This is a genomic window from Nocardioides guangzhouensis, from assembly GCF_004519545.1.
In the GTDB taxonomy this organism is placed as follows: Bacteria; Actinomycetota; Actinomycetes; order Propionibacteriales; family Nocardioidaceae; genus Nocardioides; species Nocardioides guangzhouensis.
This window is the reverse complement of record NZ_SDKM01000010.1, coordinates 95,353-111,899: the sequence shown is the minus strand read 5'-3', so window position 1 is coordinate 111,899 and position 16,547 is coordinate 95,353. Positions and strand designations below refer to the sequence as shown.

The 16,547-nt window shown below is 73.0% G+C and carries 15 protein-coding genes; 5 read left to right on the top strand and 10 right to left on the bottom strand.

The genetic code is table 11. The features are described from left to right. Positions 1-139: 139 nt before the first annotated feature. The 3 genes from EKO23_RS08705 to purF all read right to left on the bottom strand — a co-directional run bounded on the left by EKO23_RS08705 (position 140) and on the right by purF (position 3,208). Positions 140-331: a DUF3073 domain-containing protein gene (locus tag EKO23_RS08705; protein WP_134716246.1), complete on the bottom strand. Its 192-nt coding sequence runs from the start codon at positions 329-331 to the stop codon at positions 140-142. 197 nt (positions 332-528) lie between these two features. Beyond that, positions 529-1,599 carry a phosphoribosylformylglycinamidine cyclo-ligase gene (purM, locus tag EKO23_RS08700; RefSeq protein ID WP_134716244.1) on the bottom strand — a complete coding sequence of 357 codons (1,071 nt, stop codon included), beginning with the start codon at positions 1,597-1,599 and terminating at the stop codon, positions 529-531. A gap of 40 nt (positions 1,600-1,639) precedes the next feature. Further along, positions 1,640-3,208 (bottom strand): amidophosphoribosyltransferase, encoded by a 1,569-nt coding sequence (purF, locus tag EKO23_RS08695; RefSeq protein ID WP_134716242.1) that lies wholly within the window; start codon positions 3,206-3,208, stop codon positions 1,640-1,642. Positions 3,209-3,349: 141 nt separating this feature from the next. Between purF and EKO23_RS08690 the strand changes: the two genes are divergently transcribed. Then, positions 3,350-5,149 (top strand): sensor histidine kinase, encoded by a 1,800-nt coding sequence (locus EKO23_RS08690; RefSeq protein ID WP_134716240.1) that lies wholly within the window; start codon positions 3,350-3,352, stop codon positions 5,147-5,149. A gap of 65 nt (positions 5,150-5,214) precedes the next feature. On the opposite strand, the gene EKO23_RS08685 is transcribed toward EKO23_RS08690, so the two are convergent. Beyond that, a complete protein-coding gene (locus EKO23_RS08685) occupies positions 5,215-6,561 on the bottom strand; it encodes a dipeptidase (RefSeq protein WP_134716238.1) in 1,347 nt (448 codons plus the stop codon). 74 nt (positions 6,562-6,635) lie between these two features. Here EKO23_RS08685 and EKO23_RS08680 point away from each other — a divergent pair, with 74 nt between their 5' ends. Continuing rightward, complete coding sequence (locus EKO23_RS08680; RefSeq protein ID WP_217702540.1) at positions 6,636-7,793, top strand: acetate/propionate family kinase; 1,158 nt, start codon at positions 6,636-6,638, stop codon at positions 7,791-7,793. Here EKO23_RS08680 and EKO23_RS08675 read toward each other — a convergent pair. The 4 genes from EKO23_RS08675 to EKO23_RS08660 all read right to left on the bottom strand — a co-directional run bounded on the left by EKO23_RS08675 (position 7,790) and on the right by EKO23_RS08660 (position 12,117). Beyond that, a complete protein-coding gene (locus EKO23_RS08675) occupies positions 7,790-10,222 on the bottom strand; it encodes a phosphoketolase family protein (RefSeq protein WP_134716236.1) in 2,433 nt (810 codons plus the stop codon). The two genes, EKO23_RS08680 and EKO23_RS08675, sit on opposite strands and share 4 nt — an antisense overlap. Positions 10,223-10,335: 113 nt before the next feature. Further along, positions 10,336-10,698 carry a sterol carrier family protein gene (locus EKO23_RS08670; RefSeq protein ID WP_134716234.1) on the bottom strand — a complete coding sequence of 121 codons (363 nt, stop codon included), beginning with the start codon at positions 10,696-10,698 and terminating at the stop codon, positions 10,336-10,338. Beyond that, positions 10,695-11,129, bottom strand: coding sequence for a hypothetical protein (locus EKO23_RS08665; RefSeq protein ID WP_134716232.1), 435 nt, complete (start codon positions 11,127-11,129; stop codon positions 10,695-10,697). Before EKO23_RS08665 ends, EKO23_RS08670 begins: the two co-directional genes overlap by 4 nt. A 43-nt stretch (positions 11,130-11,172) precedes the next feature. Then, positions 11,173-12,117 carry a helix-turn-helix transcriptional regulator gene (locus EKO23_RS08660; RefSeq protein ID WP_246050975.1) on the bottom strand — a complete coding sequence of 315 codons (945 nt, stop codon included), beginning with the start codon at positions 12,115-12,117 and terminating at the stop codon, positions 11,173-11,175. A 63-nt stretch (positions 12,118-12,180) separates the two neighbouring features. On the opposite strand from EKO23_RS08660, the gene EKO23_RS08655 reads away from it, so the two are divergent. Then, entirely contained in the window at positions 12,181-13,209 is a 1,029-nt protein-coding gene (locus EKO23_RS08655) for an ABC transporter ATP-binding protein (protein WP_134716228.1), read from the top strand. Next, positions 13,206-14,018 (top strand): ABC transporter permease, encoded by an 813-nt coding sequence (locus EKO23_RS08650; protein ID WP_134716226.1) that lies wholly within the window; start codon positions 13,206-13,208, stop codon positions 14,016-14,018. The genes EKO23_RS08655 and EKO23_RS08650 overlap by 4 nt, the downstream gene beginning before the upstream one ends. A 162-nt stretch (positions 14,019-14,180) precedes the next feature. On the opposite strand, the gene EKO23_RS08645 is transcribed toward EKO23_RS08650, so the two are convergent. Next, positions 14,181-14,948 carry an SDR family NAD(P)-dependent oxidoreductase gene (locus EKO23_RS08645; protein ID WP_167880383.1) on the bottom strand — a complete coding sequence of 256 codons (768 nt, stop codon included), beginning with the start codon at positions 14,946-14,948 and terminating at the stop codon, positions 14,181-14,183. A 241-nt stretch (positions 14,949-15,189) separates the two neighbouring features. Continuing rightward, on the bottom strand, positions 15,190-15,951 hold the full coding sequence (locus EKO23_RS08640; protein WP_134716222.1) for an alpha/beta hydrolase family protein: 762 nt from the start codon (positions 15,949-15,951) through the stop codon (positions 15,190-15,192). Positions 15,952-16,095: 144 nt separating this feature from the next. On the opposite strand from EKO23_RS08640, the gene EKO23_RS08635 reads away from it, so the two are divergent. After that, positions 16,096-16,431 (top strand): nuclear transport factor 2 family protein, encoded by a 336-nt coding sequence (locus tag EKO23_RS08635; RefSeq protein ID WP_134716220.1) that lies wholly within the window; start codon positions 16,096-16,098, stop codon positions 16,429-16,431. The last annotated feature ends 116 nt before the right edge of the window (positions 16,432-16,547 follow it).

Below are 16,547 nucleotides of genomic sequence, written 5' to 3'. Positions count from 1 at the left end.
CTATCCCGATCCCGGGGTGGGAGGGCAGGGCGAGGCGACGGTCCTGCGCGACCGAGCGACGGGTACGGCGCGCGGCCACCGCGCCCGGGTCCGGGCAGCACGACACCCCGACGGCCTGACCGTCAGGGTGCGGTGGGCGTCAGTCGCGTCGCGACTGGGAGTAGTCCGACCAGTCGTCGTACTCGTCCTCGGGCGAGTCCGCCTCGTCGGCCTTGGACTGGTTGTTGCCGTGCAGCTCGTTGGCCAGGGCCCCGAAGTCCGTCTCGTGCGTGCGGTACTTCAGGTCACGGGCGACCTTCGTCTGCTTGGCTTTTGCTCGGCCGCGTCCCACAGGAACGACCCCCTCGCGCGCTTGGCCGGGGCTCACGGGCTCCCGGTCTGTCTCTGGTTTCTCGTGGGCCCAACGCTACCCGCTCGGTGGGTGTTCCCGCACACCGGGACCACGATTTTCGCCGTGGGCATACGCACATTTCGGGCACCGGGCGCCCGCGGACCGCGCCACCGGGCCGAATCCGGTGGCCGGACGGGTCACCAGCCGGGGTGCTGCCCGACCAGCTCCACGCTCCCGTCGCCGCTGGCGACCGACCCGGCGACCCAGGCCCGGATGCCGAACCGGTCGAGCACCGCGACCGCCTTGTAGGCATCGGCCGGGTCGGTGAGCGCGACCATCCCGACGCCGCAGTTCAGGGTCTGCTCCAGGTCGGCCTGGGGTACGTCGCCCACCCGGCGCACCAGGTCGAAGACCGGCGCCGGGGTCCAGGTGCCGCGCTCGATCGTCGCGCCCAGCTCCTCGGGCATCACCCGGGCCAGGTTGGCGGCCAGCCCGCCACCGGTGACGTGGGACATCGCGTGGGTCGCGGTCTCCTCGGCGAGCGCCAGGCAGGCCTTCGCGTAGATCCGGGTCGGCTCGAGCAGCTCCTCGCCCAGCGTCCGGCCCAGCTCGTCGACGTGCCGGTCGAGCGACCAGCCCGCAGAGCTCAGCAGGACGTGCCTCACCAGCGAGTAGCCGTTGGAGTGCAGGCCCGAGGCCTCCATCGCGATCACCGCGTCACCCGGGCGGACCCGGCCGGGGCCGAGCAGCTTCTCCGCCTCGACCACGCCGGTGGTCGCGCCGGCCACGTCGTACTCGTCGGGCTCGAGCAGCCCGGGGTGCTCCGCCGTCTCGCCGCCGATCAGCGCGCAGCCGGCCTCGACGCAGGCCTCGGCGATGCCCTTGACGATCGCGGCGATCCGCTCGGGGACCACCCGTCCGGTGGCGATGTAGTCGGTGAGGAACAGCGGCTCGGCACCACACACCACGAGGTCGTCGACCAGCATGCCGACCAGGTCGAACCCGATCGTGTCGTGCTTGTCGAGGGCCTGGGCGATCGCGACCTTGGTGCCCACGCCGTCGGCGGAGGTGGCCAGCAGCGGGCGGTTGTAGGTCAGCAGCGCGCTGGCGTCGAACAGCCCCGCGAAGCCGCCGATGCCCCCGATCATCTCGGGGCGGCGGGCCTTCTCGACCCAGCCCTTCATCAGCTCGACCGCGCGGTCGCCAGCCTCGATGGAGACGCCCGCGGCGGCGTAGGCGTTGCTCGGCTGGTCGGACGGCTGGGTCACAAGCACTCCTCGATCGGGGGCGGTGTCGGTTCCGGCAGGGTCAGGGTCGGTCGAGGGCGTCGGCCGCGCCGCCACCGGCCAGCGAGGTGGCCAGCCCGTCGACGTCGATCGGCAGCGGGGTCTCGAGGAGGTGCTTGCCGAGCCGTTCGGCCTCGGGCAGGGCCACCGGGTAGACACCGTCGAAGCAGGCCCGGCACAGGTCGTCCATCGGCACCGTGGTGGCCTCGACCAGCTGCTCGAGCGAGATGTAGCCGAGCGAGTCGGCGTCGATGGAGCGGCGGATCTCGTCGGTCTCGAGGCCGTTGGCGATCAGCTCGGCCCGGGTCGCGAAGTCGATGCCGTAGAAGCACGGCCACTTCACCGGCGGCGAGGAGATCCGGACGTGCACCTCGCGGGCGCCGGCCTCGCGCAGCATCCGGACCAGGGCGCGCTGGGTGTTGCCGCGCACGATCGAGTCGTCGACCACGACCAGCCGCTTGCCCTCGATGACGTCGCGCAGCGGGTTGAGCTTGAGCCGGATGCCGAGCTGGCGGATGGTCTGGCTGGGCTGGATGAAGGTGCGGCCGACGTAGGAGTTCTTCACCAGGCCGGTGCCGTAGGGGATGCCGGACTCCTCGGCGTACCCGATCGCGGCCGGCGTGCCGGACTCCGGCACCGGCATCACCAGATCGGCGTCGGCGGGGAACTCGCGGGCCAGGCGGCGACCGATCTCGACGCGGACGCTGTGCACCCGCTTGTCGTTCATCATCGTGTCCGGGCGGGCGAGGTAGACGAACTCGAAGAGGCAGTGCTTGGGCGCGGCCTCGGCGAACCGGCGCGAGCGGAGGCCGTCCTCGTCGATCGCGACCAGCTCGCCCGGCTCCACCTCGCGGATGTACGACGCGCCGACGATGTCGAGCGCCGCGGTCTCGGAGGCGACCACCCACCCGCGCTCGAGCCGCCCCAGCACCAGCGGCCGGATGCCCTGGGGGTCCCGGGCGGCGTACAGCGTGTTCTCGTCCATCCAGACGAAGGAGTAGGCGCCACGGACCTGCGGCAGCAGCTCCATCGCCTTCTCCTCGACGGTGCTGTCGGGGTGGTGGGCGAGCAGCGCGGTGACCACGCTGGTGTCGTTCGTCGCCGCCTCGGGGCGCCGCATCTGGAGGTCGAGCTCGCCGTCGAGGGCGGAGAGGTCCTGCACCATCGCGGCCAGGTCGGCGGTGTTGGTCAGGTTGCCGTTGTGGGCCAGCGCGATCGACCCGCCCGCGGTCGGGTGGAAGGTCGGCTGCGCGTTGTGCCAGGTGCTCGCGCCGGTCGTGGAGTAGCGCGAGTGCCCGATCGCGAGGTACCCCTTGAGCGCCTCGAGGGTGGACTCGTCGAAGACCTGCGAGACCAGCCCCATGTCCTTGTACACCAGGATCTGCCGGCCGTTGCTGACCGCGATGCCGGCCGACTCCTGACCACGGTGCTGGAGCGCGTAGAGGCCGAAGTAGGTGAGCTTGGCGACGTCCTCGCCGGGGGCCCAGACCCCGAAGACCCCGCAGGCGTCCTGCGGTCCCTGGTCCTGGGGGTCGATGGCGGTGGTCAGGCGGCCGTCGCCACCCTTGCGTGTGCTGCTCGACTGGGGCACGGCACGAGTCTAGGCGCCCTCGGGCCGACGGGACGATTCGGGCAGCGTTACTCCCCATTTCGTGAACAAGTCAAGTACTGGTGCCGCACACTGAGGCCTGAGGGACGGTAGCCTCGAACAGTCGTTCCTCGGGGAGACACAGTGAGCTTCGAAGAGAGTCCCGACACGGGTCTCCGGCTCGACGAGATCATGTCCGGTGCATGGTCGCAGGCCGAGCTGGTGGACGCGCTGCAGGAGATCGCCGACGGCGTCTACGGCGTCGTCGGCTTCGGCGTTGCCGCGATCTCCGTGCTCCGGGACAACGACGAGCTCGAGATCGTGGCCGTCTCCGGCAACGCTGACGCCCGCGAAGAGCTGCTCGGCAAGCGCCGCGCGCTCACCACCCTCGAGGCCGACATCGCGATGGCCGACTGGTGGGGGCCGCTCTGCTTCGTGCCCGAGGAGCGCGTGATCGACCGGCTCGAGGACCCGGGCTGGGTGCCCGACGTGGTCCCCGTCGACGACCCCAACGCGTGGAAGCCCCTGGACTTCCTGTTCTCCCCGCTCCGCGACGACGTCGGCGACCCGGTGGGCGTGCTCGCGGTCGACCTGCCGGCCGACGGGCTGCGCCCCGACCAGGAGCGCCAGCGCCTGCTCCAGCGGTACGCCGACTACTCGGCCAAGGCGGTCAACGCGCTGCTGGCCCGCGAGCGGCTGACCGAGCGGCTGCGCCTCGCCGAGACCGCCCGCTCCATCGTCCGCACTGCCTCCGCCCAGCTCGACCTCGACCGGATCCTGGCCGACTGCCAGGAGGCGATCGTCGAGGGCTTCGGCGCGCACGGCATGTGGATCCAGACCTTCGAGGGCGGTGGCGTGCGCGGGCACGGCGCGATCTTCGCCGGCGAGGGCACCGAGATGGACATCCCGGCCGACCTGGTCGAGATCGCGGTGGCGGCCGCGCACCGGTGCTGGGACGAGCAGCGGGTGGCCTTCGCCTCCCGGCGGCGCGACCCGGTCAAGGACATCCTGCTCCCCGACGAGCGCGAGCTGGTGCTCGACTTCGTCGACCGGATCGGCGTGGTCTCGCTGCTCTTCGTGCCCCTGGGCGCCGGGCCCGAGTGCCTGGGCAACCTCGTCCTGACCCGCACCGAGCGCGACCACGAGTGGACCCAGGTCGAGGCGGACGCCGCGTTCGACATCGGCCACGACCTCGGCCGCGCGGTCCTCAACGCCCGCCTGTTCCAGCGCGAGAAGCAGCTGCTGGAGGAGATGCGGGAGCTCGACAGCTACAAGTCGCAGCTGATCAAGACCGTCTCCCACGAGTTCAAGAACCCGCTCACCTCGATCCTCGGCCACCTCGAGCTGCTCGAGGGCGTCGAGCTCGACGCGATGGGCGGGCGCTCGCTCGAGGTGATCGCCCGCAACACCAACCGGCTCCAGCGCCTCGTCGCCGACATGCTGCTGCTGAGCAGCGTCAACGACCCGAGCCGCCCGCTCGACCCGCGGCCGGTCGACCTGCTCGAGGTGCTGGAGGACGTCCACGAGATCGTCGGCGTGCAGGCCGAGGCCCGCGCCATCAAGATCGTCGTCGACGCGCCGCACGAGCCGGTCTGCGCGCTCGGTGAGCGTCCGGAGCTCGAGCGGGTGCTGGTCAACCTGATCAGCAACGCCGTGAAGTACTCCCCCGAGGACGCCGTGGTCGCCGTCCAGCTCGCCCGCACCGGCGACAGGGTGCGGTTCACCGTCACCGACCAGGGCCTCGGCATCTCCCGCAACGACCAGGTGCGGCTGTTCGACGAGTTCTTCCGCTCCTCCAACCCCGACGCGACCCGTCGCCCCGGCACCGGGCTGGGACTGGCGATCGTGAAGCGGATCATCGACCGGCACGCGGGCGAGATCAGCGTCGAGTCCAAGCTCGGCGAGGGCAGCACCTTCCAGGTGACGCTTCCCGGCTGCGGCTGAGCTCCTTCGCGGGTCCTCGGTTTCGAGACGGGCGCAGGACGCCCTCCTCAACCAGCGGAGGCGGGTCAGCCCAGGTTCTGCAGCAGCAGCGTCTCCGCGACGCAGACCCGCTCGAACTCGGCGAGGTGCAGGCCCTCGTTGGCGCCGTGCGCGCGGGTGTCGGGGTCCTCGACGCCGGTCACCAGCACGCTCGCGGCGGGGAACGCCTCGAGGAACGCGGCGATGAACGGGATCGAGCCGCCGACTCCCATGTCGACCGGCGGGGTCCCGTCCCAGGCCTCGGCGAAGGCGTCGCGCGCCACGTCGTACGCCGGGCCGGTGGCGTCGATCGCGATCGGCTCCCCGGTGTCGACCACGGTGAAGTCGAGCTCGGCGCCCCACGGCACGTGCTTCTCGAGGTGCGTGCGCAGGCAGGCGACGGCGTTCTCCGTGGTGTCGCCGGGCGCGATGCGCATGGAGATCCGGGCGCGGGCGGCGGGCACGAGGGTGTTGCTGGCGCCGGCCACCTTGGGCGCGTCGAGGCCGGTGATGCTGAGCGACGGCTTGGTCCACAGCCGCTCCACGACGCTGTCGGAGCCGATCCAGCCGATGCTCGGCAGGGCGCCGGACTCGGCCCGGAGACGCTCCTCGGGGTACTCCACGTCGGCGGCCGGGCCGGCGTGCAGCCCCGCCACGGCCACGTTGCCGTCGTCGTCGTGCAGAGTCGCGATCAGGCGGGAGAGGGCCATCAGCGAGTCCGGCACCAGGCCGCCCCACATGCCGGAGTGGACGGCGTGGGTGAGCGTGCGGACCTCGATGTCGGCGCGGACCAGGCCACGCAGGCTGGTGGTCAGTGCGGGCACGCCGATGTCCCAGTTGCCGGAGTCGGCGATCACGATGACGTCGGCCTCGAGCTCGTGCTCGTACTGCTCGAGGAACGCGCCCAGCGACTCGGAGCCGACCTCCTCCTCGCCCTCGATGAACATGGTGACCCCGACCGGGAGGTCGTCACCGAACGCACGGACCGCGGCCAGGTGGGCGACGATGCCGGCCTTGTCGTCGGCGGCGCCGCGGCCGTAGAGCCGGTCGCCGCGCTCGGTCGGCTCGAACGGCGGGGAGTCCCAGTCGGCGTGGTCGTTCTCGGGCTGGACGTCGTGGTGGGCGTAGAGCAGCACCGTGCGCGACCCGGGCGGGCCGGGCTTCTTCGCGACGACGGCCGGCGCGCCGCCGTCGGCGCTGAGGATCTGCGCGTCGAAGCCCTCGGCCGCGAACAGGTCGCGGACCGCCTCGGCGCTGCGCTGGACCTCGCCGGCCCGCTCCGGGTCGGCGCTGACCGACTCGATCCGGACCAGGTCCTCGAGGTCGGAACGGAGGCGGGGCATCAGCTCGCGCACGCGGGCGCGCAGCTCGTCGAGGGTCTTCGGGTTGCTCATGGGGCCCGACCCTAGCGAGCCGCCGCGGCGACGGCGCGGCGCCCTACGCTGGGGCGCGACGAGAGGAGCCGACCGTGGCCGCAGCGCACGATCCCGATCGGGCGGGCGCGCGGCGCCGTCCGGTGCTGGTGCTCAACACCGGGTCCTCGACGCTGAAGTTCAAGGTGGTCGACCCGGACGGCACGGTGTGGCTGGCCCGGCAGGTCGAGCACGTCGACGACGACGCGGACCGGGCGCACGCGCTGGACACCCTGGAGGACGACCTCGCGGGGGCCGGGCTCGGCGCGGACCGGCTGCTCGCGGTCGGGCACCGGATCGTGCACGGCGGACCGGACCTGGTCCGGCCGACGATCCTCGACGACGCGGCGGTCTCGCGGATCGAGGACGCCTCGGAGCTCGCACCGCTGCACAACCCTCAGGCGCTGCGCGCGTTGCGCCGGGCCCGCGAGCGGTTCCCGGACCTGCCACACGTCGCGGTCTTCGACACCGCGTTCTTCGCCGACCTGCCGCCGGCCGCGGCGACGTACGCCCTCGACGCCGGGATCGCCGAACGGCTCCGGCTGCGCCGCTACGGGATGCACGGCATCAGCCACCGGTACGTCGCGGCGCGCGGCGCCGAGCTGCTCGGCCGCGACCTGGCGGAGCTCCGGCAGGTGACCCTGCACCTCGGCAACGGGGCGTCGGTCGCGGCGGTCCGGGGCGGGCGGGCGCTGGACACGTCGATGGGGCTGACCCCGCTGGAGGGCCTGGTCATGGGCACCCGGCCCGGCGACCTCGACCCGGGCGTCGTGGTGCACCTGCTGCGGCACGGCGGGCTCGACGTGGACGGGCTCGAGGACCTGCTGCACCACCGGTCCGGGCTGCTCGGGCTCGCGGGGCACAGCGACTTCCGCGACCTCGTGGCGGCCCGCGACATGGGTGACGAGCGGGCGCGGGCGGCGTACGACGTCTACGTGCACCGGCTGCGGAAGTACGTCGGGGCGTACGTCGCGGTGCTCGGGGGCCTGGACGTGCTGACGTTCACCGCCGGGGTCGGCGAGCACGCGGCCGGCCTGCGGCACGACGTGCTCACCGGGCTGGCGCCGTTCGGGCTGGCGGTCGATGACGCCCGCAACGCGGGCGACGGAGCGCGTGTCATCTCGCCGGACGGCGCCGCGACGACCGCGCTGGTCGTCCCCACGGACGAGGAGCTCGCGATCGCCCGCGACGTCGCGGCGCTGATCGGTTCCTAGAAGTCGGCGCTGGTGTCCGCGGTGGTCGACGGCGAGTTGCCGCGGCCCGGCTCTGCGGCCGGGTCCCACCGCCACTCGCGCACCTCGGGCAGGTCGTCGCCGTGCTCGCGGGTCCACGCCCGGGCCCGCCGCCGGGTGTCGACCATGAGCTGGCCCAGGCCAGCCGCGCGGCTACCCAGCCCGGGCACCCGGTCGATCACGTCCATCACCAGGTGGAACCGGTCGACGTCGTTCATCATGACCATGTCGAACGGCGTCGTGGTGGTGCCCTCCTCCTTGTAGCCGCGCACGTGCAGGTTGGCGTGGTTGGTACGGCGGTAGGTCAGCCGGTGGATCAGCCACGGGTAGCCGTGGTAGGCGAAGATGATCGGCTTGTCGGTCGTGAACACGGTGTCGAAGTCCCGGCCGGGCAGGCCGTGCGGGTGCTCGTGCTCGTCCTGGAGCCGCATCAGGTCGACCACGTTGACAAACCGGATGCGCAGGGCGGGCAGGTGCTCGCGGAGGATCGAGACCGCGGCCAGCGCCTCGAGCGTGGGTACGTCGCCCGCGCAGGCCAGCACGACGTCCGGGTCGCCGTCGTCGTTGGAGGCCCAGTCCCAGATCCCGAGCCCGCGGGCGCAGTGCAGGTCGGCCTGGTCGGCGTCCAGCCAGTCGAACGACGGCTGCTTGCCGGCGACCACCACGTTGACGTAGTGCTCGCTGGCCAGGCAGTGCCGCATCGTCGAGAGCAGCGTGTTGGTGTCCGGCGGGAGGTAGACCCGGACCACCTCGGCCTTCTTGTTGATCACGTGGTCGATGAAGCCGGGGTCCTGGTGCGAGAAGCCGTTGTGGTCCTGCCGCCACACGTGCGAGCTGAGCAGGTAGTTGAGGCTGGAGATCCGCGGCCGCCACTCGATCCCGCGGGTGGTCTTCAGCCACTTCGCGTGCTGGTTGAACATCGAGTCGACGAGGTGGATGAACGCCTCGTAGCAGCTGAACAGCCCGTGCCGCCCGGTCAGGAGGTAGCCCTCCAGCCAGCCCTGGCAGGTGTGCTCGGAGAGGATCTCGACGACCCGGCCGCTGCGGGCGAGGTGCTCGTCGCTGTCGAGGATGGCGCCGGCGAAGACCTTGTCGGTGACGCCGTACACCGCGTCGAGCCGGTTGGAGGCGGTCTCGTCGGGGCCGAAGATCCGGAACGTCGTCGGGTTGTCGCGGACCACGTCGACGAGGAACTGGCCGAGCACCCGGGTCGCCTCGTGGATGGACCCGCCCGGGGTGGTCACCTCGACCGCGTGGCTGCGGAAGTCCGGCATCTCCAACGGCCGCCGCAGCAGTCCGCCGTTCGCGTGCGGGTTGGCCGACATCCGCCGGGTGCCGGCCGGGGCCAGGTCGCGCAGCGCCGCGACCGGGGTGCCGTCGCCGTCGAAGAGCTCCGCCGGCCGGTAGGACCGCATCCAGTCCTCGAGCATCCCCCGGTGGGCGTCGTCGGTGCGGGTCTCGGCGAGCGGCACCTGGTGCGCCCGCCAGGTGCCCTCGACCTGGACGCCGTCGACGGTGGCCGGACCGGTCCAGCCCTTGGGGGTGACCAGCAGGATCGCCGGCCACGGCCGCCGCTCGGTGTCGCCGTCCTCGCGGGCGGCACGCTGGATCTCGCGGATCCGGTCGTGCGCGGTGTCGAGGGCCGCGGCCATCTGGCGGTGCACGTCGGCGGGGTCGTCGCCCTCGACGGTCAGCACCTCGTGGCCGTAGCCCCGCAGCAGGCTCTCCAGCTCCGGCCGCGGGATCCGGGCGGCCACGGTGGGGTTGGCGATCTTGTAGCCGTTGAGGTGCAGGATCGGCAGCACCGCGCCGTCGTGGACCGGGTCCACGAACTTGTTCGCGTGCCAGGACGCGGCCAGCGGACCGGTCTCGAACTCGCCGTCGCCGACCACCGCGGCGACGACGAGGTCCGGGTTGTCCATCGCGGCGCCGTACGCGTGGGAGAGGACGTAGCCGAGCTCGCCGCCCTCGTGGATCGACCCCGGGGTCTCGGGGGCGACGTGGCTCGGGATGCCTCCCGGGAAGGAGAACTGCCGGAACAGCTTCTGCAGCCCGTCGCGGTCCCGGCCGATCGCCGGGTAGATCTCGGAGTAGGTCCCCTCCAGCCAGGCGTTGGCGACAGCAGCCGGACCACCGTGCCCGGGCCCGGCGAGGAAGATCGCGTCGACGTCGCGCTCGCGGATCAGCCGGTTGAGGTGGGTCCACAGCAGGTTCAGGCCGGGCGTGGTGCCCCAGTGGCCGAGCAGCCGCGGCTTGATGTCCTCCGCCGCGAGCGGGCGCTCCAGCAGCGGGTTGTCCAGCAGGTAGATCTGGCCGACCGAGACGTAGTTGGCGGCCCGCCACCAGGCGTCGAGCGCGGCCACCTCCTCGTCCGCCAGGGGCGTTCCGGTCGGTTGCTCGGTCACGGTCATGTCGGGCTCCCTCGTCGCTCCCACGTCGGTGTCCTGCGCTCCGGGTCCCAACGTAGAGGCCGGAGTGCGGACGCGCGAGGGGCCGGAAGTCCCGGCCCGCGGACCGGCCCGGCTCAGGTGAGCGGGAGGTACGGCGTGAGGTCGGCGCGCTCGCCCGAGGCGCTGACCCGCCCCGAGGCCTCGGCGTCCACCCAGGCGAGCTCCCCGGTGGCGAGCGCGATCCAGGTCGCGGCGTCGGTCTCGACGACCGCCGGCGGCGTGCCGCGGGTGTGCCGGACGCCCGGGACCGCCTGCACCGCGGCGTACGGCGGGACCCGGACCTCCACCGACGCCCCCGGCGCCCGGTCGGCGAGGACGGCGAGGAAGTGCTTGCTCAGCAGCCGCAGGTCGGCCCGGTCGGCACCGAGCCCGCGGAACCGGGAGAGCGCGTCCGCGACCTCGACCGGGTCGGCGGGCCGGAGCCGGGCCGGGCTCACGACGACGGCTCGTCGGACGGGCCCGACCCGCCCTCGTTCGGCGCCATGCTGGGCTGGGCGCAGGTGTCGTCCGTGTAGGTCAGCAGCGCCTCGACATGGTCGTCCTGCGCGTCGGTGATGTTCTTCTCGACCTCGTCGTTGGAGTCGTACGTCCGCACCACCTCGAGGATCACGTCGTACCCGTCACCGGCGTCGTCGGGTGCGTCCTTCGGCAGCCCGGCGTCCTCGAGCCGGTCGGCGGCCTGGCGCAGCGCCGACCAGTCGTCGTTCTTCGCGGCGGAGGCGAAGTCGGTGATCGCCGCGCAGAAGTCGTCGGTGCTCGCGGCGACCTTGCGACCGTCCGCGCCGGTGGCGTCCCCCTCGTCGTCACCGCAGGCGGCGAGCCCGGTGAGCGACAGGGCGATGAGCAGGGCGGCGGCAGTCGTCCTCATGCCCGGCACGCTACCCGCGGCCGGGCACGGCGAACCGTGCGGGTCAGCCGGCGCGCGAGAACCGTTCACCGGTGCGCACCAGCAGGTCGCGGAGCTCCGGCGGCGACTCGACCTCGACGTCCGCGTCGAGCCGGGCCAGCACCATCACCGGCCAGGCCAGGTCGTCGACGTTCATCTCGAGCAGGGCCCGGTCGCCGTCCGGCGTGACCTCGCCCCACTGCCCGACCACGTCCTGCACCGCGGCCACGGCGGTCGCCAGGCGCACCCGGACGGCGTACCGCTGCGGCATCGAGCGGATGCCCGCCTGCACGAACGTGAGCGCGTCCTCGGCGGGGAGCTCGCGCGGCCGGAACCGCTGGCCCGTGGTGGCGGCATCGGCGATCCGGTCGACGCGGAAGGAGCGCCAGTCCTGGCGGTCGCGGTCGTAGGCGACGAGGTACCACCGGCGGCCGATCGAGACCAGGCGGTGCGGCTCGACCCGGCGTTCGGTGCGCTCGGAGCCGCGGGCGGTGTAGCCGAACGTGAGCGGCTCGTCGTCGCGGCAGGCCTGGGCCAGCGTGGTCAGAACGTCGGCGTCGATCGCCGGGCCTCCGCCCCAGACCAGGTTGTCGCTCTGCGAGCGCAGCGCGTCCATCCGGCGACGCAGACGGGGCGGCATCAGGGCGATCACCTTGGTCAGCGCCTGCACCGAGGTCTCCTCCAGGCCGCTGACCGCGCCCGCGGCCGACGTACGCAGGCCCACCGCGATGGCGACCGCCTCGTCGTCCTCGAGCAGCAGCGGCGGCAGCGAGCCCCCGGCCCGGAGCTGGTAGCCGCCGGCGACGCCGCGGACCGCGTCGACGTGGTAGCCGAGGTCGCGGAGCCGGTCGATGTCGCGGCGCAGCGTGCGCGGGCTGACCTCGAGCCGCTCCGAGAGCTCGCCGCCGGGCCAGTAGCGGTGGGTCTGGAGCAGGGAGAGGAGCCGCAGCATCCGGGCGCTGGTGTTCATGGAATCCAGATTAGGTCGCATTGCGGTCAGGAAGTGGCCTGAATGGTTCCTAGCGTGGTGGCCATGAGCGAACACACCACCCAGTCAGGGACCGTGATCCGCACCCGCGGGCTCACCAAGTCCTTCACCCGCGGCAAGAGGACGGTCGAGGCGGTGCGCGGCCTCGATCTCGAGATCGGTCACGGCGAGCTGGTTGCCTTCCTCGGCCCGAACGGCGCCGGCAAGTCGACCACGCTGCGCATGCTGACCACGCTGCTGGCACCCACGGCCGGCTCCGCCGAGGTCGCGGGGTACGACGTCGTGACCCAGCGCCGCGCGGTCCGCAACAGCATCGGGTACGTCGGGCAGGGCAACGGCGCCGGCCACACCCAGCGCGGCCGGGACGAGCTGGTCAGCCAGGCGCGTGCGTTCGGGATGTCCCGGGTCGACGCCCGCCGCCGGGCCGAGGATCTGCTCGCGGCGTTCGACCTGACCGAGCACGCCGGCCGCCCGGTCTCGACCCTCTCCGGCGGCCAGCGGCGTCGCCTCGACGTCGCGATCGGCCTCGTGCACACGCCGAGCCTGCTGTTCCTCGACGAGCCGTCGACCGGGCTGGACCCGCAGAACCGGGCCAACCTTCAGCAGCAGATCGAGCGGCTGCACGCGGAGCAGAACACCACGATCGTGCTGACCACCCACTACCTCGAGGAGGCGGACGCGATCGCCGACCGGGTGATCGTGATCGACCACGGCCGGGTGATCGCCGACGACACCGCGACCCGGCTCAAGTCCGGGCTCGGCGACCTGGTCACGCTCGGCTTCGCCGGGAGGGAGCAGGCGGTGATCGCGGCCGAGCGGGCGGCGGCCGGGCTGCCCGCCGACGCGACCGTCGAGCGCTCCGGGCAGGTCGTGACCATCCGGGCCGCTCGGGGTGCCGAGACCGCGGCGGGCCTGGTCCAGGACCTCGCCGGGCTGGGCGCCCCGGTCCAGCGGATCACCGTCGCCCAGCCGACCCTCGACGACGTCTTCCTCGACCTGACCGGACGCAGCCTGCGCGAGAGCAACGAGACCACCCCGACCGCCACCGACGAGACCGAAGGAGCCGCGGCATGAGCACCGTGCTCGACACCCCCGCCCCGACCACCCCGACCACCCGCCGTACCGCCGAGGCGCGGATGCCCGGCTTCCTCGCCGACACCTGGAACGTGATGGTCCGCGAGCTGAAGCCGGTGTTCCGCGAGCCGGCGTCCGTGCTGTTCGCGATGGTGCAGCCGCTGGTGTTCCTCGGGCTGTTCGCGCCGCTGCTGCCCGAGGTCGAGAACGGCTCCGCCCTGCAGTGGTTCGTGCCCGGCATCGTCGCGATGACCGCGCTGATGGGGGCCTCGTTCACCGGCGCGAACCTCACCCAGGAGATCGTCACCGGCTCGCACGAGCGACTGCTGGTCTCGCCGCTGAGCCGGTCGTCGCTGCTGGTCGGGCGGGCCCTGAAGGAGGTCGTGCCGATGCTCATGCAGACCGCGATCATCCTCGCCGTCGTGACGCCGTTCAGCTTCGACCTGCACCCCGTAGGCGTCCTCGTCGGGATGGCGCTGCTCAGCCTGTTCAGCATCGGCGTGGGCGCGCTGTCGTTCGCGTTGGCGCTGGTGTCGAAGGACCAGGAGTGGCTGTTCTGGACGGTCCAGCAGACCCTGATCTTCCCGGTGCTGCTGCTGGCCGGCGTCCTGCTGCCGCTCGAGGGCGCCCCGGGCTGGCTGTCCGCGGCCTCCGACCTGAACCCGCTGACGTACGTCGTCGAGGCCGAGCGAGCCCTGTTCGCCGGCGACGTCCCGGTCGACACCGTCGCCGCCGGCTTCCTCGGCGCCGCGATCGTCGCCGCCCTCGGCCTGCTCGTCGGCCTGCGTGCGATGAACCGCTCCGCCTGACCTCGCCCCCTCTCGATAGTCCCCATCGTTCGAGGGGTCGGCACCGGCGTGTCGGCCCCTCGAACGTTGGGGACTACCTCGGTGCCGTCGCGGGATGGTCCCCAACGAAATGGTTCGGCCTTCGGCGATCCGAGAACCATTTCGTTTGGGATTACCCCGGATTCACGGCGAAGGGGCCAGGCGTACGACGGGTGGCCGGCCGCCGAGGAGCTCGACCACCGTGCCCGCGGCACCCCGCTCGAGCAGGTCGACCACCGTCTGGGCGACCTGACCCGGCGGGACCAGCGGCGCCTGGGCGTCACGCTCGGCGGGATCCATGACCGCCAGCTCCGCGCGCGCCCGGTCGAGCCCGATCCAGCCCGGCACCACGCAGGTCACTCGGGCCAGGCGCGCCACGTCCGGTCGCGCCAGCGCGGTGGTGAGCCGGATCAGCCCGGCCTTCGCGGCGGCGTACTCCGGCGAGCCGTAGCCTGCCCGCTCCAGCCCGGCCTCCGAGGCGACGTTGACCACCGCGCCGGGCTCCTCGCTCCGCCCGCGACGCTGCCCGACGTCGGCGAGGAAGAGCTGGGTGAGCCGCATCGGGGCGAGCAGGTTCAGGTCCAGGGTGGCCGCCCAGGCCTCCGGCGGGGCCGCGGGGTACTGATCTCCGTCGGTCCAGCCGCCGGCGTTGTTGACCAGCAGGTCGGCCCCGCCGAGGTCCCGCATCCTGGCGGCCAGCAGGTCCAGCTCCCCCGCGTCGGTGACATCGACCTGCCACGGCCAGGCCTTCACCCGGCTCTCGCGCACCTCGGCGGCCACGCTCTCGGCGGTGGTCGCGTCGCGGTCGGCGACCAGCACCCCGACCCCCGCGCGACCGAGGCGCAGGCAGATCTCCCGGCCGAGACCGGAGCCACCCCCGGTCACGACGGCCAGCCGCCAGCGCAGGTGCATGCCTCCGACCCTAGGCCGCTCTCCCGACCGCCCCCACCGGGGTGGTCCCTGACGTCTGGGTCCTGATCTCCCCGGGCGAGCCAGATCCTCGCGGACCATCCGAACCTTGGCCCGATACTCCCCAACGTTCGAGGGGTCGACACGACCCCTCGAACGTTGGGGACTATCCGGGCGCGACGGCGGGGTAGTCCCCAACGAAACGGCTGAGGATCCGGCCAGATCGCAGCCGTCTTGTTTGGGACTATCCGGAAGTCGGGGGGGCAGGAGCAGGGGGAGCCAGGGCGGCGAGCAGGGTGAGGGTGCGGGCCCAGGCGTCGGAGCCGGGGGCGATGACGACGAAGTGGTCGCCGGCGACCTCGGTGAGGGAGGCGTCCGCGCCGGCGGCGGTGGCCGCGGCGACGTAGTCGCGGGACTGCGAGACCGGGACCACGTCGTCGTCGGTGCCGTGCACGCACCGCACCGGTACGTCGAGGGGGAGCTGCCGGCGCGGATCCACCATGTCGTACGACGGGCCGGGCGCGGACCCCGTGAACCGCTCCACGGCGCCGGTCCCCAGCCCGTCGGCGTACCCGGCGGTCAGGTCGAGCACCCCGGCCTGCGAGACCGCGGCCATGACCTTGACCCGCTCCGGCTGCCAGCGCGGGAACCGGCCGCGGGCGGCCGCCCAGACCGCGAGGTGTCCGCCGGCGGAGTGGCCGAGCGTCACCACGGTCGAGGTGTCGAGGCCCTCGACGTCGGCCAGCAGGTCGATCGCGGCGGCCACGTCGTCGAGGGTCGCCGGGACCCCGCCGCCGTTGCCGACCCGGCGGTACTCCACGTTCACGGCCGTCCACCCCTCGGCGGCCAGGCTCGCGGCGAGCGGCCGGCCCAGCGACGCGTCGTACTCCGCCTTCCAGAACCCGCCGTGGACCACCACCACGGTCCCCCGCGGGCGGCCGGCCGGCCGGCTGATCTCGACGTACTGGCTGGGGTCGTCGCCGTAGGTGACGCGCTCGGGATCCACGGGGGCCTCCAGGGAAGAGTCGGTGGTCGGGGAACGGTCGGCGCACCCGGCCAGCCGCAGACCGTCAGGCCGACGGCCAGCGCGCCCCGCCGGGTCAGGTCCACGGCCCCATTCCAGCAGAGCCTCCGGGTCTAGGCTGCCGCCATGCACGAGATGGCCGTGGCCGCCCGGGTGGTGGCGCACCTCGCGGCGTTCGACGAGGCCGTGGCGACCGGACGGTGGGCGGCGTTCGTGGGCCGGTTCACCGAGGACGCCGTGATGTCGTTCCCCGACCTTCCGGTGCCCGAGGCCCGCGGCCGCGACGCCATCCACGCGGCGTACGTCGCGAACCCGCCGGACGACACCATGGTGGCGACCGGGGCGGTGACCGACGGCGACACCGACGAGGTGGAGGTCGCGTGGAGCCGCGGCGGCACCGGCCGGATGCGGATCACCTGGGAGGGCGACCTGGTGGCCGCGCTCGAGGTCCGCTCCGGCTGAGGGTTCGACGGCTACCGTGGGGCAGGTGGGGGACGGCATGGGGGTCAGCGTCGAGGACCGGGCGGGTCCGGGATCCGGGCACGGCGCGCCGGTCATCCGCACGGGCGCGCTGACCA